Below are 24,574 nucleotides of genomic sequence, written 5' to 3'. Positions count from 1 at the left end.
TTTGGACGTTGGCCGGGTTGATCCGGGTAACGGGTGTCATCAGACAATAAACTTTAAGAGGGGAAGCTCTTATGAAGAAACTTTTCGCAGGTGTTGCCGCTGCAGCTTTCGTCGCCGGTGTGGCCTTTGCCGCCGAGCCGCCGGTTGAAGCAGAAGCAGCCGCAGAAGCCGCTGAAGTTGCGGAAGAGGTGGCTGAAGAAGCCGCCGAAGAAGCTGAAGAAGCTGCTGACGTTGCCGAAGAGGCCGCCGAAGAAGCTGAAGAAGCCGCTGACGAGACTGCTGAATAAGCAGGCAAAGATTGCGATAATCGCCCCTTCCCGTAGCGGGAGGGGGCTTTTCCGTAAACAACCCGCGAAAGGCCTTCCCGATCTGAAGAATGAACTTTCAGTAACGGGACAATGGTGCTAAAGCACCGGCCGTTCGCAAGAACACAACAGGGGTACTACCAACATGAAAAATCTGTTCCTGATCGGCGCTGCTGCGCTCGTTCTGGCCGCTTGCGGCGCCACCGAAGAAGCTGCTCCGGCAGCTGAGCCGGCGACCGTCGAAGAAGCTGCTGCTGAAGCTGGCGAAGCCACTGAAGAAGCAGTCGTCGAAGCATACGAAGCAACTGAAGAAGCTGCTGTCGAAGCTGCTGACGCTGTCGAAGGCGCTGCTGAAGAAGCTGCTGAAGCGACCGAAGAAGCTGTCGAAGAAGTTGCTCCGCAGTAACCTGCGGGCCGGCTTGATCGGCTAAAAAGATAAGGCCGCTTCCCTCGGGAGGCGGCCTTTTTCTTTTAAGGTTAATTCTTATACGGACCGCTTCGGGGCGCAAAGGGCGTGGCCCCCGCGCCCCGGCGCAGAATCAGAATTTTGCGTAGCCGCCGTCGATGACCAGCGTGTCGCCCGAATGGTATTTCGAGGCGTCGGAAGCAAGGTAAACGGCCATGCCGCCGAAGTCTGCCGGCTCGCCCCAGCGGCGAATCGGAACGCGGGAGATGACTTTGGACGTGAACACTTCCTGGCCTTGGGCGCCTTCAGTCATGTCGGTCGCAATCCAGCCGGGGAGGATGGAATTGGCGCGGATTCCGTAACGGCCGTATTCCACGGCGCAGGCGTTCATCATGGCGATGAGGCCGCCTTTGGTGTGGGCGTAGGCCTGGTTGCGGCCAGCGCCTTCGATGCCGGCGAGGGAGGCGGTGCCGACGAGGCTGCCGCCAAGGTCGCCCTTCTTGGCGCGGGCGACCATCGACTTGGCCGCTTCGCGCAGGGTGAAGAAGGCGCCGACGGAATTGATGCGGGCGTTATATTCCCAGGTTTCCAGCGTCATGGTTTCGAAAGAGGCAGCGCCCCGGCCGACGCCGGCGTTGGCGATGCAGCAATCGATGCGGCCGAACTCTTCCTCAGCCTCTTTCATTGCCTTGATAACCTGAGACTCTTCGCCGACATCGACGGCCCAGGCCTTGACCTTGCCGGTGCCGAGACCGGAGGCAGCTTTCACGGCAGCGTCGTTGTCAGCCGTCTTGCGGCCCCAGATCACGACATCGGCGTTCGAGGCGGCGAGAGCCTCCACCATGCCGAGGCCAATGCCCTTGTTGCCGCCGGTGACGACGCAGACCTTGCCGCTCAAATCGAAGGGTTTGTAGACCATGAACCTGATTCCTCCCTGGTATCTTCTGGATGACTGGAGCGTACAGACAGACCTGACGCAGGGGCGGGTCAAGAAAAATAAATGGGGGATAAGGGCCGCAAAAAACTCCAACGATTGCTCCAACCGATGGGGCAAAAACTCCAACGGTGACCCAACGAGGCGGCGTTTTTCAGAGGCCGGTGGCCATCGCGCGGGCCTTTTCGATCACCCGGCGGGTTTCGTCCCAGAGGGGCAGGGTGGCGAGGCGGGCGGGCGAGATCCATTCGGCGTGGGCGGCATCATCGCCCGCGATAGGATCGCCCGAGACCCAGACGGCGGCAAAATCGAACAATACATAATGGCGTGCAACCTCGCCCGAGCGGCGGGAGGCGAAGAGGGCATCGACTACATCGACCAAGCCGATGAGGCGGGCCTCCACCCCGGTTTCTTCCTTGAGTTCGCGCAGGGCAGCGGCCTCGGTTCGCTCGCCAAACTCGATACGGCCACCGGGCAGCGACCAGTCTCCGGCGAGCGGGGGCGTGCCGCGCCGGATGAGCAGCACGTCGTCTCCCCGGAAGCAGACGGTGCCGACGGCGGGGGTGGGGCGGCCGGGCGCGGGCGCAGAGGGTGGGGCGGTCATGGCTTCTCCAGAAGCGCGACGGCTTCGACATGGGCCGACCAGAGGAACTGATCGATGGGATGAACGCGCAGCAGGCGGTAGCCGCCATCGGCCAGCGTGCGCAGATCGCGCGCCAGGGTGGCGGGGTCACACGAGACATAGGCCACGCGCGGCACGGAGGATTTCGCAATCTCCGCCGACTGGGCGGCCGCGCCGGCGCGGGCGGGGTCCAGCACCAGGGCGTCAAACCGGGCAAGTTCCGGCGCGGAGACGGGATTGCGGAAGAGATCGCGCACTTCGGCGGTGACCGGATGCAAGCCCTGCGCGGCGCTGGCGGCGGCGCGCAGGGCGCCGATGGCCGCGCGCCCGCTTTCGGCGGCATAGACGGGCATATGCTCAGCCAGGCGCAGGGCAAATGTTCCGCAGCCGGAGAAAAGATCTACGCTGCGCTTTGCGCCTTTCAAATGATCGAGAACCAGCCGGGCCATTTCAGCCTCAGCCTCGGCGCTGGCCTGAAGGAAGCCGCCGGGTGGGGGCAGGAGGCTGGCGGCGCCAACCGGAAGGCGCGGGGCGCGCTCGGTCAGCACGTCTGCGCCCTCCAGCGATACGCGGGCAAAGCCCGCCCGCAGGGCGGCGCTGCTCGCCTCGGCGCGGGCGAGGGGTTTGGCCTCTTTTGAAAGGCCGGTGATGTGGAGGTCAAGGCCCGTGGCGGTGTCGGTGACGAGGACGCTCAATTCCTCCTTGCCGGTGAAGAGGAGGGCGAGAATGTCTTTCAGCTTCGGGACGGCGGCGACAATGGGCGGGCGCAGGACGGGGCATTCTTCCAGTGCGATCAGATCATGGCTTTTGCGGCCATGGAAACCGAGAATGACGGCCTTGCCGGATTTGCGTGCGGCGAAGGCGGCGCGGCGGCGAGAGGCGGGCGGGGTGACCCATGTGTCTGCCACCTCTGCCTCCAGTCCGCGAGCCTTCAGGGAGCGGATGATCAGATCCCGCTTGAAGGCGGCATAGGGCGCGGGCGCCATATGCTGCAGCGTGCAGCCGCCGCAGCGGGTGAAATGACGGCAGGCCGGGGCGATGCGCTCCGGTGAGGGGGTGAGGATACGCTCGAGCTTCAGCCGGTCGCCTTCGCCGCTGACCTCCACACTCTCTCCGGGCAGGGTGAAGGGTACAGACACCCAACGTTCCTGCTCGCGCGCGCGGCCATCGCCCTGGGCACCGGCATGATCAATGGTCAGCGTGCGGGCGGGGCTGGCGGACATCCGGTTTCCTGGAAGGGTGGGGGTGGTGATTGTCAGCTTCCTCCGTTAGCAGGGAGAGGGCGCAGCCGGAAGGAGCCGCAACATGGCAAAAGCCAATGGCAACGGGAAAGCGCGGCCGGTCAGCCTGGCCCTGCAGGGCGGGGGCGCGCACGGGGCCTATACCTGGGGCATTCTGGACCGGCTGAGCGGGGAAGAGACCCTCGCGATCGAAGCGATTTCGGCGACCTCTGCCGGGGCGCTCAACGCCGTGGCTTATGCGGCAGGGCTCGCGGCGGGCGGGCCGGAGGGCGCGCGCGCCTCGCTGGAGCAGATATGGCGGGCTGTATCCGATGCCGGGGCGGGCATGAATGTGTTCGGCGCGGCAGGCTTCCAGATGGCGAGCGCGTGGCAGAACTTTGCCAGCCCGTATGATTTCAACCCTTTCAACTTCAATCCGCTGCGCCGGGTGGTGGAGCGGCAGGTGAATTTCGAGGCGGTGCATGCCTCCGGCCTGAAGCTTTTCCTTTCGGCGACGAATGTGGAGACGGGCAAGGTGCGCGTTTTCTCCAAGGATGAGATTACTGCAGACGCGGTGCTGGCCTCGGCCTGCCTGCCGCAGACTTTCCAGGCGGTGGAGATAGGCGAGGAAGTGTTCTGGGATGGCGGCTTCATGGGCAATCCAAGCCTCTTTCCGCTGATCTATTCGGGGGCGCCGCAGGATGTGCTCCTTGTGCTGCTTAATCCGCTGGTGCGGCCGGGCGTGCCCAAGCGCGCCGCCGAAATTCAGGAGCGGCTGAACGAGATCAGCTTCAATGCTTCGCTGATTGGCGAGTTGCGTGCGATTGCCTTTGTGCAGCGGCTGATTGATGACGGGATGCTGAAAGAGCCGATGCTGAAGAAATACCGTAGGCTGAATGTTCATGCCATTCGCGGCGGGCAGGATCTGCTGAGCTATGGGATGGCGACCAAATATGAGGCGCGCTGGCGGTTCCTGCTGGAACTGCGCGACAGGGGGCGGGCCGCGGCAGATCGGTGGCTCTCCAGCTGCGCGCAGCATGTGGGCACGAAAACGTCGAGCTTTGATATCCGGAAAGAGTTTCTGGAGGGGTGAGGCGGAGACCACCGCTTGCCGGAGCCTGAATAAGCGGCTTGGCCGTGTTGGGGTTTCGGGTAGAGTTGGCGCGGAAAGGATACGTCCATGCAGCGTTTTCTGATGTCTTTTCTTTTGGGCGGGCTGGTTGCGGGCGGCGCCGTTGCCGATTCCAAGCCTGTGGGGAACGAGCCGCTGACGGCAGAGGCCATGAAGGCGGAGCTGTTCGGTATACAGATGTCCGGCATCGTGGTGCAGACGGGCCAGCGCTGGAGCGAATGTATCGAGCCGGGCGGACGCACGCTGTATGAGTTTGAGGGATACCGGTCTGAAGGCCTGCTGGAGGTGACCGACAAGGCTGAGGCCTGTTTCACCTATCCGGGCACCGGGACCTCCTGCTTTCGCGGCCAGCGCGCACCCAGGGGCTATATGTTCCGGCCGGTGGGCGGTGGGGCAGCCTTCCATGCCAACAAGATCGAGCGCGGCGTGAAGAAGTGCATCACCAGTGATCTGGTGGGTTAGGCACGCTTCAGAAACTGCACGCGGGCGGCGCCGAAGTCGCGCGTGTCGATGGCCCCCCAGCCGGGGAATATCAGGGCTTCGTCCGAGCCGGTTTCGACCATGGCGATGGCGTCCTCGCTAAGCCAGGCGCCTTTTATCAGGCAGTCTAGCGCGGGGGCGACGAGGCCCTTGTGATAGGGCGGGTCGAGGAAGGCAATGTTGAACGGGCTGCCGACGCCGGCGGGCTTCTCGCCGAGGTCTGTGGCCGAGCGGCGGTGAAGCCGGGTGTTCCCGAAAAGGCCGAGGGCTTCGATATTGTCGCGAATGGCGCCGCGCGCGCCATGGTCTGTCTCGACAAACAGGCAGAAAGCGGCGCCCCGGCTCATCGCCTCAAGGCCGAGCGCGCCGGAGCCGGCGAAGAGGTCGATCACGCGGGCGCCTTCGAGAGGCGGGGCCCAAGGCGCATGGGCGAGGATGTTGAAAATACTTTCTCGCGTGCGGTCGCTGGTCGGCCGCGTGGTCATGCCCTTGGGGGCGGAGAGGGCGCGGCCCTTGTGCTGTCCGGCTATGATGCGCATGGCTGGAGTTCCGTGATGAGTGCGCCCTGCCTCTAGGGCCGGGCCGCGCGAATGACAACCGGCACGGCTTGACCCGGCGCGAAGGCTTGATTTCTACTCTGACTAGAGTTTTATCTTGGATTCAACCAGGGAGACGTGCCGCCGATGACCGCCAGCGTTAAAATAGAGAACGAGATTGCCGTGATCACCATGGATGATGGCAAGGCAAATGCCATCAGCCTGACCATGCTGGACGCGGTGAATACGGCGCTGGATGAGGCGGAGAAGGCAGCCAAGGTGATCGTGCTGGCCGGGCGGCCGGAGCGGTTTTCGGCGGGGTTTGACCTGAAGTTTCTCGCTTCGTCCGAGCCGGAACAGGTGCGCAGGCTGGTGATGGGCGGCGGCAGGCTGGCCTTCCGGCTGTTTACCTCTGACAAGCCTATCGTCATTGCGTGTACGGGCCATGCGATTGCCATGGGGGCGTTCCTCCTGCTGGGCGGGGACAGCCGGATTGCGGCGCGGGGCGCCTACAAGATCGGCGCGAACGAGACGGTCAATGGCATGACGCTGCCGGGCTTCGGGGTGGAGCTGCCGCGGGCGCGGCTCAATCCGATGTATCTGACGCAGGCGCTGGCGCAGGCGAAACTCTATACGCCGGATGAGGCGGTGCCGGTGGGCTGGGTGGATCAGGTGGTGGAGCCGGGCGAGGTGATGAGCGCGGCAATGGCCGAGGCAGAGCGCCTGCTGCCGATTGCGACCTATGCCTATGGGCGGAACAAGAACCTGGCGCGCCAGCCGGCGATTGACCTGATAGCGCCAACGCTGGAGGGGTAAGGCGGCCTTCCTGGCTGCAATCCGTTGACGGATTTCCCTTTACTTTCAGGGGCTGAGACGCAATCTGCTGCCTTATGACTATACAGGTTGAGGCGATGGCCCGCGCGGTGGAACTGGCGCGTGAGGCGGCGGCAGCGGGCGAGGTGCCCGTGGGCGCGGTGGTTGTCGATCCGGAGACGGGGGAGATTGTCGGCGAGGGGTATAATCGTCCCGTCGCCAGCCATGACCCCAGCGCCCATGCCGAGATCATGGCGATCCGTGCGGCGGCGCAGAAGCTCGGCAATTACCGGCTACCGGGGCTGGACCTTTATGTGACGCTGGAGCCGTGCGCGATGTGCGCCGGGGCGATCAGCTTTGCGCGGATCGGGCGGCTGATCTTTGCGGCGGCCGACATCAAGGGCGGGGCGGTGATGCATGGGCCCCGTTTCTTCGAGCAGCCGACCTGCCACTGGCGGCCCGAATGGCGGCAGGACCCGCTGCACGAAGCCGAGGCGGCAGACCTGCTGCGCGATTTCTTCCGGCAACGCCGGGGCTGACAAGGCGCGAGCAGCGCGCCATTACTGAACCCGGTAAGCAGGGGACAGGTTGCCTATGGAACATGGCGTAGCACACGGGCCGAGCCCGACCCTGATCAAGGATCTTCTGGTCTTCCTGCTGGCGGCAGGCATCCTTGTGCCGGTGCTGCGGCTTCTGAAGATGCCGACAATCATTGCCTTCATGCTGGCGGGGATCGCGCTGGGGCCGTTTGCGCTCGGGCATTTTGCGCAGGCTTATCCCATCCTCGAATATTTCTCGATTACCGAGCCGGAAGCGGCCTTGCCCTTTGCCGAGCTGGGGGTGCTGTTCCTGCTGTTCCTTCTGGGCGTGGAGTTTTCCTTCCAGCGTCTCTGGTCGCTGCGCCGGGTGGTGCTGGGGGCAGGCTCGGTGCAGACCGGGCTGAGCGCAGCGGCGATTGCCGCGGTGGGCTGGGCGCTGGGGCTGGATCTGGCGGTAGCGATGATCATCGGCCTTGCGCTGGCGCTCTCCTCGACGGCCATCGTGATGCAGGTGCTGGTGGAGGAGCGCCGGGCCGCCCAGCCTGTTGGGCGCACCTCTCTGGGCGTGCTGTTGTTCCAGGACATGATGGTGGCGCCGATCCTGATCTTCGTCGGTTTTGCGGCGCTGAAAGGCGGGGCCAATATCGGCGGGGTGCTGCTGGACGCGCTAATCCGTGGACTGATTGCCATTGCCATCATCTGGGTGATCGGGAACTTCCTGCTGGACCGGATATTCCGGCTGGCGGCGGCCAGCGGCGGGCGGGACTTCCTGATGGCACTGACCCTGCTGACCGTGGTGGGGTCTGCCGCGATCACCTACAGCGCCGGGCTTTCGGTGGCGCTGGGCGCGTTTCTGGCCGGCCTGCTGGTGGGGGAGACCGAGTTCAAGCATCAGACCGAAGTGGACCTTGAGCCCTTCAAGGGGCTGCTGCTGGGCCTCTTTTTCATGACGGTGGGCATGGGCCTGAACCTGCCGCAGATTGCCAGTCAGATTGGCTGGATCCTGGCCGCGCTGGCGGGGCTGGTCGTCCTGAAAGTGGTGATTGCCTATCTGGCCTGCCGGGTGTTTGCCGGCGGGCATCCCGTTTCACTGGAGGCGGCGCTGCTGCTGGCGCCGGCAGGGGAGTTCGCGTTTGTTGTGCTGACGGCCGCGCAGGCGGGCGGGGCGGTGACGCCGGAGCTGGCCGCCTTCGTGGCGGCGATCGCCGGGCTCTCGATGCTGCTGACCCCGCTGCTCGGCGATTTCGGGCGGCGGCTGGCCGGGCGGCCCTCCCGGCGCCAGGCGACGAGCGAGATGGCGCTGACCGAGGCTGCAGAGCTGCAGAACCATGTAATCCTCGCCGGCTATGGCCGTGTGGGGCAGGCGGTGGCGCATGTGCTGCGCCAGGAGGGCGTTACCCTGCTGGCCCTTGACCGTGACCCGGAGAAGATCCACCGCGCGCGGCTGGACGGCCTTGCTGCCTTTGTCGGCGATGCCTCTCGCCCGGAAATCCTTACACTGACGGGTATTGCCAAAGCCGATCAGTTCATTGTGACCGTAGACGATCCGGAGCGGGCCGAGGCGATGGTGCGCTGCGCGCGGGGGCTGCATCCGGACATCCTCATCCTGGCGCGCGCCCATGACGGGGAACATGCCGACAAGCTGGAAGCAGCCGGAGCGGGGCATGTGGTGCCCGAAGCGGTAGAATCCGGCCTGCAGATGGGGGGCATGTCGCTGGAGGCATTCGGCTATGAGCCAGAGACCGTGCGCGACCGGCTCGCCCTGATAAGGGACGAGGAATACCGGCGGGCCTGACCCGGCTTCAGAGCGTAACGGAAATATCCCGGATCAGGCCGCGCAGCCAGGTGAGCGCCGGATCCTGGGCAAACTCCCGGTGCCAGTAGAGCATCGAGCCGGGGGAGTGGAAATCAAAGGGCAGCTCCAGCATGGCGAGACCCGATCCGGCCGCAACGGGCTTTGGCGCAGCAAGCGCAAGCTGGGTGCAGCGAACGATCTCCAGAGCCGGCTGGTAATGGGGGAGGCGGTGGACCGGGGTGATCCGCTGGCCCATGGAACGCGCCATTTCCTCGATCAGGCTGCGCCCCTCCCGGCGGCTGGAAACGGCGATATGGCGCATACTGAAGAAGCCTTCGACAGTCAGCGGCGCCTGGGCAAGAGGATGATCGGCGGCCAGGACACAGGTGTAATCGGTCGACGAGAGCAGCACGCGCTCAAGGTCTGCCCCGCGCAGGTCCTGGATGTCGATGGCAAGGTCCAGCCGTCCGGAGGCAAGCTCGCTGGAAATGGCCGAGCGGTGAAGCTGGCTCCAGGCGATACGGATGCCGGGGGCCTGGGTTTCCAGCCGGCGGGCGATGGGCGGGGCGAGGATAAGCGCACTGGCATCGCGGCAGGAGATGTTGAACACGCGCGTGGAGCGTGAGGGCTCAAACACCGAGCGCGGCTCAAGGCCATTGCGCAGCTTGTCGAGCGCTTCGCGGACCGCCGGCATCAGCGCTTCGGTCATCGCGGTGGGTTTCACGCCGCGGCCTTCGCGCACGAAGAGAGGATCTTCAAAATGCAGGCGCAGGCGGGAGAGGGCATTGCTGACGGCAGGCTGGGTGATGTGCAGCATCTCGCTCGCCCGGGTCAGGCTGCGTTCGGCATAGATCGCCTCCAGCACGGGGAGGAGATTGAGATCAAGCGCGCGAAGGTTCATGGCCAACCTGTGGGAGGAACAGGAGAGTTATCACGGTGAGTGATGATATTGTTTCATAAAATAAAGTAGCCGAATAGTCTTGCGGGGCGCATTATCGCAACTGTGATGTGGATGTCCCTGCCTGTTTGCTCTGCAAGGCTGCCGGAAGGTGGCGCCATGCCTGTCTCAGAGCCAGCCTGCAGCGCGCGCCAGCATGAACAGGCCAACCGCGGTGACCAGCAGGCGCATCCAGCGGCGGAAATCGATATCCGTCATTCTTTCCAGCAGCTTGCCGCCCAGCGTCGTGCCCAGCATCGACAGCGGCACAGCCGCCACAAAGAACCAGAGTGGGGGCAGGGAGCTCATCGTTTCAGCCGCCCAGAGGGCCGAGCCCCAGAAGGCCACTTTCACCAGATGGGCAAACACCTGCGTGATCGCCTTGGTGGCGACCACCGCGCGCCGGTCCATCACGGTGCGGGCGAAGAAGATATCCAGCAGCGGGCCGGTGACGCCGGCGAGCGTATTCATGGCCTGCAGCAGGAAACCGGCCACTTCCGCCTGGCCCCGGCGCTGGACGTCAATGTCGATCCAGGCCTTGGGAATCCAGACGGTGAAGGCGGCGGCTGCCAGCAGCAGGTAAACGGCGGTGGCTTCCGGGCGCCAGGAAATGGCGAACAGAAGCAGGATCGCCGCAACCGAGCCGAGGGCGTAACGGCGGAAGATCGCCCAGTCGATATACTTGCGCCAGAGGATCGCGCGGTAGCCGTTGGACACCATCTGCACCGCGCCGTGAACGACCATCGCGGTGGCCACCGGCACAATCGCGGTCAGCACGGCCATCAGGATCAGACCGCCCGCCATGCCGAAAACGCCCGAGATGAACGATGTGATCAGTATGGTGATCAGCAGGACAAGGGCGGTGACCGGGCTCATGCTCCGCGCCTTAGCGCATTTTATTCCGCCTCACGAGGGGGCGAAAGAATTTGCACGCGCCCCCTCATCTCAGCTACCCTGATCTCAGGGAAAAGTAACAAGCACACCCATCCAGAGAGGAAACACAGCCATGGCTGATACCCAGCACACGCCCGACGCCTATGCCGAGCTGAACGACCTGCGCATGTCCGAAAGCGTTCGCCCGCTTTACGACCATGTGAAGAAGTTCATCGAGGAAACCGTCAACCCGATGAGCGTCGAGTTCCACAAGCTTGGCGAAGGCAACAAGGACATCTGGAGCTACGCCCCCGGCCAGCTCGAATGCCTCGAGAAGGCCAAGGACGAAGCCAAGAAGCAGGGCCTCTGGAACTTCTTCCTACCCGACGCCGAAACCGGCGAGGGCCTGTCGAACCTCGACTATGCCTATATCGCCGCCGAACTGGGCAAGAACCCGATGGCCTCGGAAACCATGAACTGCTCGGCGCCTGATACCGGCAACATGGAAGTGCTCGAGCGCGTCGGCACACCGGCCCAGAAAGAGAAGTGGCTGAAGCCGCTGCTCGAAGGCAAGATCCGCTCCGCCTATGTGATGACCGAGCCGCACATGGCGTCTTCGGATGCCAAGAACGTGTCGATGAAGTGCGAACTGGACGGCGACGAGTATGTGCTGAACGGTGAGAAATACTACGCTTCCGGCGCCGGCGATCCGCGCTGCAAGATCATGATCGTCATGTGCCGCTCGAACAACGGCCCGGACGTCAACCGCCAGCAGTCGCAGATCCTGGTGCCGCTGCCGCATCCGGGTGTGACCATCGTGGGTCCGATGCACGTGTTCGGTGAGCCCGACGCGCCGCATGGCCACATGCACCTGCGCTTTGAGAACGTCCGTGTGCCGAAGGAAAACATGCTGCTCGGCGAAGGCCGCGGCTTCGAGATTTCGCAGCTGCGCCTTGGCCCCGGCCGTATCCACCACTGCATGCGCTCCATCGGTCAGGCCGAACGCGCGCTTGACCTGATGTGCATCCGCGGCCTGTCGCGCGAAGCCTTCGGCAAGCCGCTGGCCAAGCTCGGCGGTAACACCGAGATCATCAGCCGCGCCCGCATCGAGATTGAAGCGATGCGCATGATGGTTCTGAAAGCTGCCAAGGCGATGGATGTTCTGGGCAACAAGGAAGCCCGCATCTGGATTTCGATGGTGAAGGCCATGGTTCCCGAGCGTGTCTGCAAGATCATCGACGATGCAATCCAGATCCATGGTGCGACCGGCGTGTCGCAGTGGACCCCGCTCGCCCGCATGTATGCCAGCCAGCGCACGCTGCGCCTGGCAGACGGCCCGGATGAAGTTCACCACATGGTGGTTGGCCGCCACGAGCTGCGCAAGTATGAAGGCGGCGTGGAAGATCCGGCGCTGGCCGCAATCTGGCGGAAATAGGATTTCAGCCTGATTGACAGGCAAACCCAAGAAGCAGACCCTCCCTGTACGCACAGGGAGGGTTTTTTCATGCGCAGGATGTTTGGTTTTCTGATGCTTGCCGCCATCGCTTCGGGGGCGGCCTTGCCGGTCAGCGCCCAGGGTATGGAGCGGATGATGGTGACGTCCAATCAGGTGGAGGAAAGCGCGCGGATCAGTGCGCCGGCCATCTACCGGCAGATACCGGCCGATTTCGTTATGGTCGCCATCACTTATCAGAGCGCGACGCGGGACGCCGCCGAGCGGCGCAAGGAACTGGAAACGATGTTTGACCGGCTGAAGGCACGCGCCTCCAGAACCGAGGGTTTCAGCCTGGCTGGCGGCACGCTCGGCCGCTCGATGGCAGATATTGATACCGTTCTGTTTACGGATGTCTATGGCAGTGATTATTCCGGCACCGGCCGCTTCACGCTGACGCTGAGCATTGACACCAAACCGGAGGAGTCGTTCGAGGCGCTGATGAAGCGGGCTCAGCAGTTTGTGACGTCTATCGAAGCCCAGGGCCGGGCGGAGGCCTATCTTGGCGATACGCAATATATCGGGGCGCGCGACGTGGCCAAGCATCGCGCGGATCTGATCGCGGACATCGCCCGGGAGGTGTCCGGCTTGCAGACGGCGTTTGGCCCGAACGGATCGAAAGTGACGCTGACGGGACTGGAAAGCCGTATCATCACCCAGCCTTCCGGGCCATTGGAGCTGGAAATCTTCATCCCCTACACGCTGATGCTGGAGGCGGGCGGCTGAGCGGCTTTCCTGCGCGGCACAAACCGGATAATCCCGCCAGCGCATGACTGCCGCCATCCTCACCCGTTCCCGCGCGCTGGCGCTTGCCTGGCCGATCATGCTGGCGCAGGTGGCGATGGCGACAACCGGCATTGTCGATACCGCCGTGATGGGGCGCTATGGCACGGCGGTTGAGCTGGCCGCCGTGGGGCTGGCCGCGGTGGTGTTCAGCTTCCTCTATTGGGGCTTCGGCTTCCTGCGCATGGCGACCACCGGCCTCACCGCTCAGGCCGATGGGGCAGGGGATGGGCTGGAAGTGCGCGCGATCCTGATGCGCGCGCTGATGCTGGGCGCAGGCCTTGGCGTCCTCCTCGTCCTCTCCTTTCCGCTGACCTCCCGGATCGCGCTGGCATTGTTCCAGGCAGAGAGCGCCGTCGAGATCGAAGCATCGGGATATTTCTGGGCACGGATCTGGGGCGCGCCGGCCATCCTGATGGGTTATGCCATTTCCGGCTGGCTGATCGGCACGGGGCGCACGCGCGCCCTGCTGGCCATGCAGATCGTGCTCAATGGCATCAATGCCGGGCTCGACTATGCCTTCGTGGCGATCTGGGATTGGGGCGCGACCGGCATCGGCGCGGGCACGGCGATTGCCGAATGGGCAGCGCTCGGTTTCGGATTGGTCATCGTGCGCAAAGGCCTTGGCTCCGGCGCGCGCCTCTTTGACCGGGCAAAACTTCTGGCGCTGTTTAACGCCAACCGCGACATCATGATCCGTACGCTGGCGCTGCTCTTCACTTTCGCCTGGTTCGTCAATTCCGGCGCAAAGCAGGGCACAGCGGCGCTGGCGGGCAATCAGGTGCTGTTGCAGTTTATCGCTGTCTCCGCTTTCGTGCTGGATGCCTTTGCCTTTGTGGCGGAGAAGGAAGCGGGCGCCGCCTATGGCGCGCGCGACAGGGCAAGGCTCAAGCGGGCGATGCGCGTGACGAGCGAGATCGCGGTCGTCTGCGGCGCGGCGTTTTCGCTGATCTTCTGGCTGGGCGGCGGCGCCGTGATCGAGGCCTTCATACTGGACCCGGCGGCGCGGGAAGCGGCCCTGACCTATCTGCCCTGGTGCGCAGCTGTGCCGCTGATCGGTGTGGCGGCCTGGCAGCTGGACGGGCTGTTCCTGGCCACCACGCAGGGGGAGGCGGTGCGCAATGCCGGCGTGATGGCCATGCTCGCCTATCTGGCGAGCGATCTTCTGCTGGCGCCGTCCTTCGCGAATGCGGGCGTATGGACGGCGTTTCTGCTGAGCTATGTCTACCGCGCCGGGGCATTGGCGCTCTATTGGCCGCGCCTGATGGGACAGATGGCGCCGCGCGCAGCGGCGAGCTGACGCGGGCGCATCCGCAAACATCCGTATTCCCCCCATTCCCCCGCCAGCGCAGGCTGATCCGGATCAGTGAGACCGGAGAAAGACGATGCAGTTCGACTACAGCCCGAAGACGAAGGAATACATGGCCCGCGTCACCCAGTTCATGGACGCGCATGTCTATCCCGCCGTGCCTGCTTACAAGGCTCATCACGAGAAAGACCGGTGGGGCGTCAATCCAGTGCTCGAAGGGCTGAAGGAGCGCGCGAAGGCGGAAGGGCTCTGGAACCTGTTCCTGCCGCCGAACGCGGATCATGATGAGGGCATGTTCCGCGGCGCCGGGCTGACGAACGCCGAATATGCGCCGCTTTCGGAAATCATGGGGCGCGTGGGCTTTGCCTCCGAAGTATTCAACTGTTCGGCGCCTGACACAGGAAATATGGAAGTGCTGCACCGCTATGGCTCGCCCTTCCAGAAGGAGCGCTGGCTGGGGCCGCTGCTACGCGGAGAAATCCGCTCGGCCTTCCTGATGACAGAGCCGCTGGTCGCCTCTTCAGATGCAACCAATATCGAGACATCCATCGTCCGCGAGGGCGATGAATATGTGATCAACGGGCGTAAATGGTGGTCTTCCGGCGTGGGGGATCCGCGCTGCAAGGTGGCCATCGTGATGGGCAAGACAGACCCCGCCGCCGAGCGCCACCGCCAGCAGAGCCAGATCCTGGTGCCGATGGACGCGCCGGGGATGAAGATTCTCCGTATGCTGCCTGTGTTTGGCTATGATGACAGCCCGCATGGCCATGCCGAGGTGCTGCTGGAGAATGTCCGCGTGCCGGTGGCAAACCTCATCCTTGGCGAAGGGCGGGGATTTGAAATCGCGCAGGGCCGCCTTGGGCCGGGGCGTATCCACCATTGCATGCGCACCATCGGAGCCGCCGAAGTGGCGCTGGAAAAACTCTCCCGCCGCGTGCTGACGCGGGCTGCCTTCGGCAAGGCGCTTTATCAGCAGTCCATCTGGGAGCAGAGGATCGGGGAAGCCCGCCTCGACATCGAGATGACGCGCCTGCTGACGCTGAAGGCGGCTTACATGATGGACACGGTGGGCAACAAGGGCGCGGCCAACGAGATTGCGATGATCAAGGTGGCCGCTCCGCGCGCCGCACTGAAGGTGATCGACGACGCCATTCAGGCCCATGGCGGGGCAGGGGTTACCGATGATTTCGGCCTGGCTGAACTCTATGCCGGTATCCGCACGCTGCGCCTCGCGGACGGGCCGGACGAGGTTCACCTGCGCGCGATTGCCCGCAATGAACTGAAGAAATACCGGGAAGTGCCCGATTATCCCGCACACCGGCCGGAGACTGGCATTGCCTGGCCGCCTGCGCGCGAGATTGCATGATCAAAAGGGGACGTTCGGGTCGTCTTCGCCTTTGCCCCCCAGCATCAGCCCGGCAAAGTCGAACACCCGAGGATCATGCAGATGGCTCGGGCGCACATTCGTGAGCGCCCGGGCCATCACTTGCCGGGTGCCCGGTTTCTTCTGTTCCCACTCCGTCAGCAGGCGGTTCATCGCCACGCGCTGAAGGCCGTCCTGGCTGCCGCAGAGATTGCAGGGGATGATCGGGAATTCCATCGCCTCGGCAAACTTTGCCAGATCGTCTTCAGCGGCTGTGATCAGGGGACGGAATACCTGTACATCACCCTCATCATTGAGCAGCTTGGCCGGCATGGCCGCAAGACGCCCGCCATGGATGAGGTTCATCATGAAGGTGGCGAGCGCGTCATCCCGGTGGTGGCCGAGCACGATGGCCTCGCAGCGTTCTTCGCGCGCGACGCGGTAAAGGATGCCCCGGCGCAGGCGGGAGCACATGGAACAATAGGTGCGCCCCTCGGGCACTTTTTCCGTCACGATGGAATAGGTGTCCTCGGTGATGATCTTGTGGGGCACGCCGTTTTTCGTCAGCCAGTCAGGCAGGATGTGTTTGGGGAAGCCCGGCTGACCCTGATCGAGATTGCAGGCGATGAGGTCTACCGGAAGCGCGCCCTGCCATTGCAAATCCAGCAGCACGGCCAGAAGCCCGTAGGAATCCTTGCCGCCGGAAAGGCAGACGAGCCATTTCGGGCGCGGCTTTTCGCCGGTTTCGATGGCGCGGCGATCTACCAGGCCATAGGTATCGATCACCTCCAGCACCCCGCGCACCAGCCGTTTGCGCAGCTTCTTGAAGCTGACGCTGGAGGGCGTATTCGCGAACAGCGGCAGGACGGGGGAGAGGGAGGTGTCGGCCATGATGTCTACTCCGCCGCTACGGCCGCTTCGCCTGCCAGCCAGGCGTCAAAGTCGTTCAGAGCACGGATAGCCTGAGCTGCTTTCTTGGCGCGGCCCTTGTCCTTGCCGCGCAGGCGTTTGCCGTCCGGTCCCTTGCGGTCATACTCTTCGATATCCGGGAAGAGGCCGAAATTCACGTTCATCGGCTGGAAGGTCTGGCCTTCGGCGAGATGCCCGCCGGTGATGTGGTTGACGAGGGCGCCGATAGCGGTTGTGGGTGGGGGCGGCTCGAGCTTCAGGCCAAGGCGTTCGGCCGCGGCGAGGCGACCGGCGAGCAAGCCCATTGCGGCGCTCTCCACATAGCCTTCCACACCGGTCACCTGGCCGGCAAAGCGCAGGCGCGGCATGGACTTCATCCGGAGTTGCCGGTCGAGCAGTTTGGGCGAGTTGAGGAAGGTGTTGCGGTGGATGCCGCCAAGGCGGGCGAACTCGGCCTTCTCCAGGCCGGGGATCATCCGGAAAATGTCCGTCTGCGCTGCATATTTCAGCTTCGTCTGGAAGCCGACCATGTTCCAGAGCGTGCCCAGCGCATTGTCCTGCCGCAGCTGCACGATGGCATGGGCCTTGACGGTTGGGTTATGCGGATTGGTGAGGCCGACCGGTTTCATCGGCCCAAAGCGCAGCGTCTCGCGCCCGCGCTCGGCCATCACTTCGATGGGGAGGCAGCCTTCAAAGTAAGGCGTGTCCTTTTCCCAGTCGCGGAACTCTGTCTTCGGCGCGGCGAGCAGGGCATCGAGGAAGGCGTTATACTGGTCTTCCGTCATCGGACAGTTGATATAGGCGGCTGTATCTCCTGCAGGGCCGGCCTTGTCATAGCGGCTCTGGCGCCAGGCTTTGTCCATGTCGATCGAGTCGAAATAGACGATCGGGGCGATGGCGTCGAAGAAAGCAAGATCTGTCTCGCCGGTATGCGCGCGGATGGCTTCGGCGAGGGCAATGGAGGTCAGCGGCCCGGTGGCCACGATCACGCTGTCCCACTCCTCGGGCGGAATGCCGGCGATTTCCTCGCGTACGATGGTGACGAGGGGATGGGCTTCCAGCTTGGCCGTCACGGCCTCCGAGAATCCTTCCCGGTCTACCGCGAGCGCGCTGCCGGCGGGCACCTGATGGTCTTTCGCGGTGGTGATGATGATGCCGCCTGCGCGGCGCATCTCTTCATGGATCACGCCGACGGCGTTGGTCGTGTGGTCGTCCGAGCGGAAGGAGTTGGAGCAGACGAGTTCGGCCAGCTTGTCGGTCTGGTGGGCGTCCGTGCCGCGCACGCCGCGCATTTCGTGCAGGATCACGGGCACGCCGGCAGAGGCAATCTGCCAGGCCGCTTCGGAGCCGGCCATGCCGCCGCCGATAACATGGATGGGTTTCAGGGTCATGCCGCGGACATGAGGCCGCCGCTCCGGCGCGTCAAGATAGCGTTTGCCGGGCAGGGCGGGAGGCTTTAGGTGTGCGCCCCGAGATGAGACGAGCCGAGATGACGACGCGCCTTGCCATTTTCCCCCTGATTTCCGCTGCCTGGAACGGTGCGGGCCGCCTTCTTGTGCCCACCGCGCCATGGCTGATCCTGTTCGCGCTGGCAGCGGGACTGTACAGTTTCGCCCTGCGTTCACAAAGCGGCCTCTGGCTGCCGCTGGGCGCGGCGATGCTGGCATTTCTCGCCGGAACGGAGCTGTCGCGCCGTGCCTATCAGCGGCTTATCCCCGGCGCGGCGGCAAAATTCCTGCCTCTGGCCCATGCCAATCTGGCGGCCTATGCGGCGTTTCTGTTCATCGGCTTCTTTGTTGTATTCTTCCTGATGATGCTGCCGGGCATCCTGATCAATGAGGCCGGGCAGTATCAGCTGAATGACGAGTCCGATCCGGCGCTGGTGCGCGAGGCGTTCATTGCGCTGCTGGGCACGCCCTATGGCGCGGTGTTCATTGCCTGCTGCGCGGTAGGGGCGGGGCTCCTCGGCTGGATCGCCCTGCGCCTGACGCTCTATGGCGCGGCGACCAGCGCGCTTGGCAAGGCGCAGGTGTTTCGCACCTGGGGTCGCACAAAGGGGCATCTCAGGACGCTCGGCCTGGCGAGCCTTGCGACACATATCCTGCCCTTTGCCCTCGGGGTGGCGGTCAATGGCGCGCTTCACCGCGCGCTGCCAGACACCGGCATTGGCCATTTCATTGGCGGGGCAGCGGGCGTCCTCGTCTTCGCGCCCTTCCTGCTTGCTGGCCATGGCATGGCGGCGGCCGCCTGGGAGAAGCTGAAACCGGCAGAGCTGGCGCCGGAGCCCCCCTCTTCGGGCGATTGATGCGGCGGCCCATTCAGGTTTAGGTGCGTGTGTACCGGCTGATGGGGAGACCGAGATGAACACCGGATTTTCGTTCGATCGCGCGCTGACCTACCCGTTCAAGGCGCCGCATTTCAAGAGTTTCCCCTGGCTGTTTGGGTTGGCGTATGCCGCGGTCTATGTGGCGCTTTTCCTGTTGATCGGGCTTCTGGGCTGGCAGGCGCTGGCCGAATGGTTCCTGGCTTTGCAGCAGCTGGAGAACGATCCCAACCCCATGCCGGCGGATGTCTTTGGCCTCTTCTTTGGCGGCTTGGGCGATCTTGTTCCGCTGATCCTTATGGGCTCGGTGGCCGGCTGGGTGGTTTGGGCGATGTTCGAGACTGCGTCCCAGCGGCGCTATATCTTCGGCGCGAAATTCTCCCTCGGTTTTGGCGGAGACGAAGTGCGGATGATGGTCGTGGGACTGCTCTGGGCGCTGATGAGCCTGGTGATCTTTGCCATTCCGATGGTTGTGATGTTTGGCGCCTTCGGCACGCTGGCAGCAATGGACCTCAACGGGCCGATGGACGATCAGGCCGCCGCCCGCTTCCTGGGCACCTTCTTCGCCGGTTTCGGTCTGATGTTTCTTTTCTCGCTGCTCTACATCTTTGTGGCGACGCGGCTTGCGCCCTGCTTCGGGCTGACGGTGAAGGACAAGGAGATACGGTTCTTCGATGCCTGGAACGTGTCGCGCGGCCGCTTCTGGCCGATCCTCGGCGCCTATGTGATCATCGTCGTGGTCGTTTCGGTGCTGTCGCAGATCATCTCGGCCATCGCGCAGATGCTGATGATGCCCTTCCTGATGAGCCTGCGCGTGGACGGCGGTTCGCCCACAGAGGAAATGGCAGCGATCTTTCTGTCGCCGGCCTTTATCGCGCCGATGGCGCTGCTCTATTTTGGCCTTCTCTTTGTGCAGGGCCTGATGCAGCATTTCGTCGGCGCCCCGGCCGCGCTCGCGGCCCGGCATGACCCGCGCAATGATCTGGGTGACGCCGAGCGGGTCGATATCTTCAGCTGAAGAAGCAGGGCAGGCGGGGCGCTTATTTCGCGCCCGCGCCTGCCTTGGTTTTCTTCACGGGCTTTTTCGCCTTTGGCTTTTCTTCCGGGGCGGCCGCTTTGGACTTTGTGGCCGCTTTCTCCCGCTTGTTGCGGGCGGCGCGGCGTTCGTCCTGGCGGCGGAAGGTTTCAGCGAGGAACCTGCCGGTCCAGCTTTCCTCCACCGCGATGATGTCTTCCGGCGTGCCTTCGGCGACCAGCCGGCCCCCGCCATCGCCGCCTTCGGGGCCAAGGTCGAGCACCCAGTCAGCAGTCTTCACCACGTCGAGGTTATGCTCGATCACCACCACCGTATTGCCCGCATCCACCAGCTCGTGCAGCACTTCGAGCAGCTTTTTCACATCCTCGAAATGCAGGCCGGTCGTCGGCTCGTCGAGGATATACAGGGTACGGCCGGTTGCCCGCTTGGAGAGTTCCTTGGCGAGCTTCACCCGCTGCGCCTCCCCGCCCGAAAGCGTGGTGGCCTGCTGGCCCACCTTGATATAGCCAAGGCCCACCTGATTGAGCGTATCGAGCTTTGAGAAGATCGCGGGCATCGCCGCGAAGAATTTCGCTGCGTCTTCCACCGTCATGTCCAGCACATCGGCAATCGACTTGCCCTTGAACAGGACTTCCAGCGTTTCGCGATTATACCGTTTGCCCTTGCAGGTTTCGCAGGTGACATAGACATCCGGCAGGAAGTGCATCTCGATCTTGATGACGCCGTCGCCCTGGCACGCCTCGCAGCGCCCGCCCTTGACGTTGAAGCTGAACCGGCCGGGCGCGTAGCCACGGGCCTTGGCTTCCGGCAGGCCGGCATACCAGTCGCGGATCGGCCCGAAGGCGCCGGTATAGGTCGCCGGGTTGGACCGCGGCGTGCGCCCGATGGGCGACTGGTCGATGTCGATCACCTTGTCGAGATGCTGCAGCCCTTCGAGGCTTTCATAGGGAGACGGGGCATCCGACGCGCCGTTGAGCTTGCGGGCAAGCGCCTTGTAGAGCGTCTCGATGATCAGCGTGGACTTGCCCCCGCCCGAAACGCCCGTGATGGCCGTGAACGTGCCGAGCGGAATTGAGGCGGTAACGTTCTTGAGGTTGTTGCCACTCGCGCCTTTCAGCGTGATGCGGCGCGAGCCCTTGACCACCGGGCGGCGTTTCGGGATTGCGATCTCGCGCGTGCCGTTGAGATAATCCGCCGTCAGACTTTTGGGGTTCTGCATCACCTCATCAGGGGTGCCTGAGGCAATGATCTGCCCGCCATGCACACCGGCTGCCGGCCCCATATCGATCACATGGTCGGCCAGCAGGATCGCGTCCTCGTCATGCTCCACCACGATCACGGAATTGCCAAGGTCGCGCAGGCGTTTCAGCGTTTCCAAGAGGCGCTCATTGTCCCGCTGGTGCAGGCCGATGGAAGGCTCGTCGAGCACATAGAGCACGCCGGTGAGGCCCGAGCCGATCTGGCTGGCAAGACGGATGCGCTGGCTTTCGCCCCCAGACAGCGTGCCCGAGCCGCGATTGAGCGTGAGATAATCAAGGCCCACATCATTGAGGAAGATCAGCCGGTCGTTGATCTCCTTCAGGATGCGGCTGGCAATCTCGTTCTGCTGCTTGGTCAACGATTTGTGGACCTTGCCGAACCACTCGCCTGCCTTGCGGATCGAAAATTCTCCGGCCTCGGAGATATCGAGCCCGGCAATCTTCACCGCCAGGGCCTGCGGCTTCAGGCGTTTGCCGCCGCAATCGGGGCAGGGCGCGGCAGACTGGAAGCGGCTGATTTCTTCGCGCACCCAGGCGGAGTCCGTTTCACGGTAGCGACGGTCAAGATTGGGGATCACGCCTTCGAAGGTTTTCTTCACCTTGTAGCTGCGCATGCCGTCATCATAGACGAATTGGATTTCCTCGTCGCCGGTGCCGTAGAGGATGATGTCCTGGACCTTTTCCGGCAGCTTGTTCCAGGGCTTGCCGAGGTCAAACCGGTAATGCGCCGAGAGGGCCTGCAGGGTCTGGGTCTGATAGGGGGAGGAGGATTTCGCCCAGGGCGCAATCGCGCCGTTCAGGAGATCAAGATCCTTGTCCGGAACAATCAGGGCTGGGTCGATCTTCAGCTGCTCGCCGAGACCATCGCAGGTCGGGCAGGCGCCGAAGGGGTTGTTGAAGGAGAAGAGGCGCGGCTCGATCTCCGGAATGGAAAAGCCGGAAACCGGGCAGGCGAAATTGGCGCTGAAGGTAATGCGTTTCGGTTCAGTTTCTCCCGGCGCGATGTCGGCATATTCGGCCACCGCAATGCCCTGAGCGAGCCCGAGCGCAGTCTCGAAACTCTCGGCCAGACGCTGTTCCATACCGGCACGGACGACCACCCGGTCGACCACAACATCGATGTCATGCTTGAACTTCTTGTCGAGCTTCGGCGGGTCTTCCAGCTCATGGAATTCACCATTCACCTTGACGCGCTGGAAGCCGTTCTTCAGCAGCTCGGCAAATTCCTTGCGGAACTCGCCCTTGCGCCCGCGCACCATCGGGGCGAGCAGGTAAAGCCGCGTGCCGTCTTCCAGTTCCATCGTCCGGTCGACCATCTGGCTGACGGTCTGGCTCTCGATCGGCAGCCCGGTCGCGGGCGAATAGGGAATGCCCGCGCGCGCCCAGAGGAGGCGCATATAGTCATAGATTTCGGTCACCGTGCCGACGGTTGAGCGCGGGTTCCGGCTCGTCGTCTTCTGCTCGATGGAAATCGCCGGTGAGAGGCCCTCAATGCTCTCCACATCCGGCTTCTGCATCAGCTCCAGGAACTGGCGCGCATAGGCTGAGAGCGACTCCACATAGCGGCGCTGGCCCTCGGCATAGATCGTGTCGAAGGCGAGGGAGGATTTGCCCGAGCCCGACAGGCCGGTCATCACCACAAGCTCGCCGCGCGGGATGTCCACGTCGATGTTCTTGAGATTGTGTTCCTTGGCGCCGCGCACGCGGATGAAGGGGGATTCGGCCATGAGGGAGGGTCGCTCAACAGGTCAGGAGGGATGGAGGATCAGATGGGTATATGTTGGTCCGAGTCTGGCTTGACGACAAGAACAAAATGTGAACTTCATATGCAAGCTGCTTTTGGACGCGGGCGGGGCGGTGGAATTTCATCGCTGTCAGGCGACAGGGCGCGCATAGCAGAGTAGAACAACTCGAATCGGACTCGAAACAGAATTTCAGCGCGGAGGCCCCATCATGGCGGGTTCAGTCAACAAGGTGATCCTGGTCGGCAATCTCGGGGCAGACCCGGAGGTGCGTCAGTTCCAGAATGGCGGGCAGGTGTGCAACCTGCGCATCGCCACTTCGGAAACCTGGCGCGACAAGGCCAGCGGCGAGCGCAAGGAAAAGACCGAATGGCACACCGTTGCCATCTTCTCCGAAGGCCTCATCAAGGTGGCCCAGAATTATCTGAAAAAAGGCTCGAAGGTTTATCTGGAAGGCAAGCTGCAGACCCGCAAATGGCAGGACAAGGACGGCAATGACCGTTACTCGACCGAGATCGTGCTGCAGGGCTTTGATGCCACGCTTGTGATGCTTGATGGCCGCGGCGAAGGCGGCGGCATGGGCGCGGGCGGCGGTGGCCGCGACCGTGACATGGGCTATTCCGGCGGTGGCGGGCGCCAGCAGATGAGCGGCCCGAAGGAAAGCTTCAGCCAGGATCTCGACGACGAGATCCCGTTCTGAGGGTGGCGTGATGCTGGCTGCTGCGTCTTCTGCAGGAATGCGCCTTCGGGCTGGCCTGCTGATGCTTGCGGCGGCTTTGCTGGCCGCTTGCGCCAGTTCCGGCTGGAACTTGCCAGCGCCGGAAGAAAACCCGCTCGAACAGGCGCTGATGCTGGAAGGCGTGAGCCCGGCAAAATCCGCACTGGTGATCTACCGGCTGGAGGATGAAAAGGTCTGGGCCAGCGGCGGCGCGCGTATCCGCGAGCGGTTTACGCCTGCCTCCACCTCCAAGATCCCCCACACCCTGCTCGCCTATGAGTTCGGCGCGGTCACGGGGCCGGACGAGCGCTTCGAGTGGGATGGCCAGAAGCGCTTTGTGGACAGCTGGAACGAGGACCAGACGTTCAGCCAGGCCTTCCAGCGCTCCACTGTCTGGATCTATCAGATCGTCGTGCCGCGCATCGGCGCCGCGCGCCTGACAGAGGGTCTCAAGGGCTTTGGCTATGGCAATGCCGATATTGGCGGGCCGGAGCAGAGCACGCGCTACTGGCTCGAAGGCCCGCTTGCCATTTCGGCGACCGAGCAGGTGGAGTTTCTCGCCCGTCTCGCGCGCCGCACGCTGCCGCTTTCGGCCAGCACTTATGATCTTGCCGTGCCGGTGATGGTGCTGGAGCGCGGCGAGGGCTGGACGCTTTACGGCAAGACCGGCTGGAAAAGCGTCGAGGGGCAGATGGACATTGGCTGGATTGTCGGCTGGCTTGAGCAGTCCGCCGGAGACGCGCCCGGCACCTATGTCTTCGCCCTCAACATGGACATGCCCGGCGGCATGGAAGAAGCTCCGCGGCGGCGCGCTGCCGTCGAGCGCGCGCTGCGATCACTGGGCGCCCTGCCGGCAGAGCGCTAATCCCGATCCGGCGCGCCGAGCGGGAAATAGGGCCGGAAATACCACACCTTAACGGCTAAATCCGTATAAGACGTTGATTGACGGACACAAAACAGCCGGTTTACCTTCGCAGCTTTCGCGAGAGTAATCACCGGGTAATCACCGCTTCTCGTACAAATGGCGGCATGTGTCTTCGCCGTAACC

23 protein-coding genes and 1 pseudogene are annotated in these 24,574 nt (G+C 63.7%); 15 read left to right on the top strand and 9 right to left on the bottom strand.

The features are described from left to right. The first annotated feature begins 71 nt into the window (after nt 1-71). Both BBF93_RS14735 and BBF93_RS14730 read left to right on the top strand, forming a co-directional pair. The gene (locus BBF93_RS14735; RefSeq protein WP_035598255.1) at nt 72-287 is read left to right on the top strand and encodes a hypothetical protein; all 216 of its coding nucleotides are present in this window, start codon (nt 72-74) and stop codon (nt 285-287) included. Nucleotides 288-450: 163 nt separating this feature from the next. Then, nucleotides 451-711, top strand: coding sequence for a hypothetical protein (locus BBF93_RS14730; protein ID WP_035598252.1), 261 nt, complete (start codon nt 451-453; stop codon nt 709-711). Between the two features lie 133 nt (nt 712-844). On the opposite strand, the gene BBF93_RS14725 is transcribed toward BBF93_RS14730, so the two are convergent. From BBF93_RS14725 to BBF93_RS14715, 3 genes are all read right to left on the bottom strand, one after another. Next, nucleotides 845-1,630: an SDR family NAD(P)-dependent oxidoreductase gene (locus BBF93_RS14725; RefSeq protein ID WP_035598248.1), complete on the bottom strand. Its 786-nt coding sequence runs from the start codon at nt 1,628-1,630 to the stop codon at nt 845-847. 169 nt (nt 1,631-1,799) lie between these two features. Further along, nucleotides 1,800-2,249, bottom strand: coding sequence for an NUDIX hydrolase (locus BBF93_RS14720; protein ID WP_114106430.1), 450 nt, complete (start codon nt 2,247-2,249; stop codon nt 1,800-1,802). Continuing rightward, nucleotides 2,246-3,490: a class I SAM-dependent RNA methyltransferase gene (locus BBF93_RS14715; protein ID WP_114106429.1), complete on the bottom strand. Its 1,245-nt coding sequence runs from the start codon at nt 3,488-3,490 to the stop codon at nt 2,246-2,248. The genes BBF93_RS14720 and BBF93_RS14715 overlap by 4 nt, the downstream gene beginning before the upstream one ends. 82 nt (nt 3,491-3,572) lie before the next feature. Here BBF93_RS14715 and BBF93_RS14710 point away from each other — a divergent pair, with 82 nt between their 5' ends. Continuing rightward, nucleotides 3,573-4,580 carry a patatin-like phospholipase family protein gene (locus BBF93_RS14710; protein WP_114106428.1) on the top strand — a complete coding sequence of 336 codons (1,008 nt, stop codon included), beginning with the start codon at nt 3,573-3,575 and terminating at the stop codon, nt 4,578-4,580. A gap of 87 nt (nt 4,581-4,667) precedes the next feature. Further along, complete coding sequence (locus tag BBF93_RS14705) at nt 4,668-5,081, top strand: hypothetical protein (RefSeq protein ID WP_051612521.1); 414 nt, start codon at nt 4,668-4,670, stop codon at nt 5,079-5,081. Here BBF93_RS14705 and rsmD read toward each other — a convergent pair. Further along, a pseudogene (gene rsmD / locus BBF93_RS14700) lies at nt 5,078-5,644 on the bottom strand (16S rRNA (guanine(966)-N(2))-methyltransferase RsmD); the annotation flags it as partial. The gene BBF93_RS14705 and the pseudogene rsmD overlap by 4 nt on opposite strands. A gap of 138 nt (nt 5,645-5,782) precedes the next feature. Between rsmD and BBF93_RS14695 the strand changes: the two are divergent. The 3 genes from BBF93_RS14695 to BBF93_RS14685 all read left to right on the top strand — a co-directional run bounded on the left by BBF93_RS14695 (nt 5,783) and on the right by BBF93_RS14685 (nt 8,782). Continuing rightward, nucleotides 5,783-6,451 (top strand): crotonase/enoyl-CoA hydratase family protein, encoded by a 669-nt coding sequence (locus BBF93_RS14695; protein ID WP_114106426.1) that lies wholly within the window; start codon nt 5,783-5,785, stop codon nt 6,449-6,451. Nucleotides 6,452-6,525: 74 nt separating this feature from the next. Then, entirely contained in the window at nt 6,526-6,987 is a 462-nt protein-coding gene (locus BBF93_RS14690) for a nucleoside deaminase (protein WP_233349151.1), read from the top strand. Nucleotides 6,988-7,042: 55 nt separating this feature from the next. Then, complete coding sequence (locus tag BBF93_RS14685) at nt 7,043-8,782, top strand: cation:proton antiporter (protein ID WP_051612520.1); 1,740 nt, start codon at nt 7,043-7,045, stop codon at nt 8,780-8,782. Between the two features lie 7 nt (nt 8,783-8,789). Here BBF93_RS14685 and BBF93_RS14680 read toward each other — a convergent pair whose 3' ends face one another. Further along, complete coding sequence (locus BBF93_RS14680; protein WP_035598226.1) at nt 8,790-9,683, bottom strand: LysR family transcriptional regulator; 894 nt, start codon at nt 9,681-9,683, stop codon at nt 8,790-8,792. A 165-nt stretch (nt 9,684-9,848) separates the two neighbouring features. Next, nucleotides 9,849-10,595: a sulfite exporter TauE/SafE family protein gene (locus BBF93_RS14675; RefSeq protein WP_035598219.1), complete on the bottom strand. Its 747-nt coding sequence runs from the start codon at nt 10,593-10,595 to the stop codon at nt 9,849-9,851. A 130-nt stretch (nt 10,596-10,725) separates the two neighbouring features. Here BBF93_RS14675 and BBF93_RS14670 point away from each other — a divergent pair, with 130 nt between their 5' ends. The 4 genes from BBF93_RS14670 (at nt 10,726) to BBF93_RS14655 (ending at nt 15,542) form a co-directional block, all read left to right on the top strand. Continuing rightward, nucleotides 10,726-12,027 (top strand): acyl-CoA dehydrogenase family protein, encoded by a 1,302-nt coding sequence (locus BBF93_RS14670; protein WP_114106424.1) that lies wholly within the window; start codon nt 10,726-10,728, stop codon nt 12,025-12,027. A gap of 69 nt (nt 12,028-12,096) precedes the next feature. Then, the gene (locus tag BBF93_RS14665) at nt 12,097-12,810 is read left to right on the top strand and encodes a hypothetical protein (protein ID WP_114106423.1); all 714 of its coding nucleotides are present in this window, start codon (nt 12,097-12,099) and stop codon (nt 12,808-12,810) included. Nucleotides 12,811-12,853: 43 nt separating this feature from the next. Then, on the top strand, nt 12,854-14,167 hold the full coding sequence (locus tag BBF93_RS14660) for an MATE family efflux transporter (protein WP_114106422.1): 1,314 nt from the start codon (nt 12,854-12,856) through the stop codon (nt 14,165-14,167). An 85-nt stretch (nt 14,168-14,252) separates the two neighbouring features. After that, nucleotides 14,253-15,542 carry an acyl-CoA dehydrogenase family protein gene (locus tag BBF93_RS14655; RefSeq protein ID WP_114106421.1) on the top strand — a complete coding sequence of 430 codons (1,290 nt, stop codon included), beginning with the start codon at nt 14,253-14,255 and terminating at the stop codon, nt 15,540-15,542. On the opposite strand, the gene ttcA is transcribed toward BBF93_RS14655, so the two are convergent. Beyond that, nucleotides 15,543-16,430: a tRNA 2-thiocytidine(32) synthetase TtcA gene (gene ttcA, locus BBF93_RS14650; protein WP_114106420.1), complete on the bottom strand. Its 888-nt coding sequence runs from the start codon at nt 16,428-16,430 to the stop codon at nt 15,543-15,545. A 5-nt stretch (nt 16,431-16,435) separates the two neighbouring features. Further along, entirely contained in the window at nt 16,436-17,839 is a 1,404-nt protein-coding gene (trmFO, locus tag BBF93_RS14645; RefSeq protein ID WP_114106419.1) for a methylenetetrahydrofolate--tRNA-(uracil(54)-C(5))-methyltransferase (FADH(2)-oxidizing) TrmFO, read from the bottom strand. A gap of 98 nt (nt 17,840-17,937) precedes the next feature. Here trmFO and BBF93_RS14640 point away from each other — a divergent pair, with 98 nt between their 5' ends. Beyond that, entirely contained in the window at nt 17,938-18,753 is an 816-nt protein-coding gene (locus tag BBF93_RS14640; protein ID WP_114106418.1) for a hypothetical protein, read from the top strand. Between the two features lie 55 nt (nt 18,754-18,808). Further along, nucleotides 18,809-19,789, top strand: a complete 981-nt coding sequence (locus tag BBF93_RS14635) for a hypothetical protein (RefSeq protein ID WP_114106417.1) — start codon at nt 18,809-18,811, stop codon at nt 19,787-19,789. Nucleotides 19,790-19,811: 22 nt separating this feature from the next. On the opposite strand, the gene uvrA is transcribed toward BBF93_RS14635, so the two are convergent. Then, nucleotides 19,812-22,793: an excinuclease ABC subunit UvrA gene (gene uvrA / locus BBF93_RS14630; RefSeq protein WP_114106416.1), complete on the bottom strand. Its 2,982-nt coding sequence runs from the start codon at nt 22,791-22,793 to the stop codon at nt 19,812-19,814. Nucleotides 22,794-23,019: 226 nt separating this feature from the next. Here uvrA and ssb point away from each other — a divergent pair, with 226 nt between their 5' ends. Together ssb and blaOXA are read left to right on the top strand one after the other, a co-directional pair. Further along, complete coding sequence (gene ssb, locus BBF93_RS14625) at nt 23,020-23,508, top strand: single-stranded DNA-binding protein (RefSeq protein WP_035598195.1); 489 nt, start codon at nt 23,020-23,022, stop codon at nt 23,506-23,508. 37 nt (nt 23,509-23,545) lie between these two features. Continuing rightward, complete coding sequence (blaOXA, locus tag BBF93_RS14620) at nt 23,546-24,391, top strand: OXA-1090 family carbapenem-hydrolyzing class D beta-lactamase (RefSeq protein WP_162174035.1); 846 nt, start codon at nt 23,546-23,548, stop codon at nt 24,389-24,391. The last annotated feature ends 183 nt before the right edge of the window (nt 24,392-24,574 follow it).

The organism is Hyphomonas sp. CACIAM 19H1, assembly GCF_003325995.1.
In the GTDB taxonomy this organism is placed as follows: Bacteria; Pseudomonadota; Alphaproteobacteria; order Caulobacterales; family Hyphomonadaceae; genus Hyphomonas; species Hyphomonas polymorpha.
This window is presented reverse-complemented; position numbering and strand designations above follow the sequence as displayed.

Excerpts from the sequence above, each read along its gene's own strand:
- BBF93_RS14735 (WP_035598255.1), top strand. The coding sequence starts at position 72 with ATGAAGAAACTTTTCGCAGGTGTTGCCGCTGCAGCTTTCGTCGCCGGT.
- BBF93_RS14730 (WP_035598252.1), top strand. The coding sequence starts at position 451 with ATGAAAAATCTGTTCCTGATCGGCGCTGCTGCGCTCGTTCTGGCCGCT.
- BBF93_RS14725 (WP_035598248.1), bottom strand. The coding sequence starts at position 1,630 with ATGGTCTACAAACCCTTCGATTTGAGCGGCAAGGTCTGCGTCGTCACC.
- BBF93_RS14720 (WP_114106430.1), bottom strand. The coding sequence starts at position 2,249 with ATGACCGCCCCACCCTCTGCGCCCGCGCCCGGCCGCCCCACCCCCGCC.
- BBF93_RS14715 (WP_114106429.1), bottom strand. The coding sequence starts at position 3,490 with ATGTCCGCCAGCCCCGCCCGCACGCTGACCATTGATCATGCCGGTGCC.
- BBF93_RS14710 (WP_114106428.1), top strand. The coding sequence starts at position 3,573 with ATGGCAAAAGCCAATGGCAACGGGAAAGCGCGGCCGGTCAGCCTGGCC.
- BBF93_RS14705 (WP_051612521.1), top strand. The coding sequence starts at position 4,668 with ATGCAGCGTTTTCTGATGTCTTTTCTTTTGGGCGGGCTGGTTGCGGGC.
- BBF93_RS14695 (WP_114106426.1), top strand. The coding sequence starts at position 5,783 with ATGACCGCCAGCGTTAAAATAGAGAACGAGATTGCCGTGATCACCATG.
- BBF93_RS14690 (WP_233349151.1), top strand. The coding sequence starts at position 6,526 with ATGACTATACAGGTTGAGGCGATGGCCCGCGCGGTGGAACTGGCGCGT.
- BBF93_RS14685 (WP_051612520.1), top strand. The coding sequence starts at position 7,043 with ATGGAACATGGCGTAGCACACGGGCCGAGCCCGACCCTGATCAAGGAT.
- BBF93_RS14680 (WP_035598226.1), bottom strand. The coding sequence starts at position 9,683 with ATGAACCTTCGCGCGCTTGATCTCAATCTCCTCCCCGTGCTGGAGGCG.
- BBF93_RS14675 (WP_035598219.1), bottom strand. The coding sequence starts at position 10,595 with ATGAGCCCGGTCACCGCCCTTGTCCTGCTGATCACCATACTGATCACA.
- BBF93_RS14670 (WP_114106424.1), top strand. The coding sequence starts at position 10,726 with ATGGCTGATACCCAGCACACGCCCGACGCCTATGCCGAGCTGAACGAC.
- BBF93_RS14665 (WP_114106423.1), top strand. The coding sequence starts at position 12,097 with ATGCGCAGGATGTTTGGTTTTCTGATGCTTGCCGCCATCGCTTCGGGG.
- BBF93_RS14660 (WP_114106422.1), top strand. The coding sequence starts at position 12,854 with ATGACTGCCGCCATCCTCACCCGTTCCCGCGCGCTGGCGCTTGCCTGG.
- BBF93_RS14655 (WP_114106421.1), top strand. The coding sequence starts at position 14,253 with ATGCAGTTCGACTACAGCCCGAAGACGAAGGAATACATGGCCCGCGTC.
- ttcA (WP_114106420.1), bottom strand. The coding sequence starts at position 16,430 with ATGGCCGACACCTCCCTCTCCCCCGTCCTGCCGCTGTTCGCGAATACG.
- trmFO (WP_114106419.1), bottom strand. The coding sequence starts at position 17,839 with ATGACCCTGAAACCCATCCATGTTATCGGCGGCGGCATGGCCGGCTCC.
- BBF93_RS14640 (WP_114106418.1), top strand. The coding sequence starts at position 17,938 with ATGACGACGCGCCTTGCCATTTTCCCCCTGATTTCCGCTGCCTGGAAC.
- BBF93_RS14635 (WP_114106417.1), top strand. The coding sequence starts at position 18,809 with ATGAACACCGGATTTTCGTTCGATCGCGCGCTGACCTACCCGTTCAAG.
- uvrA (WP_114106416.1), bottom strand. The coding sequence starts at position 22,793 with ATGGCCGAATCCCCCTTCATCCGCGTGCGCGGCGCCAAGGAACACAAT.
- ssb (WP_035598195.1), top strand. The coding sequence starts at position 23,020 with ATGGCGGGTTCAGTCAACAAGGTGATCCTGGTCGGCAATCTCGGGGCA.
- blaOXA (WP_162174035.1), top strand. The coding sequence starts at position 23,546 with ATGCGCCTTCGGGCTGGCCTGCTGATGCTTGCGGCGGCTTTGCTGGCC.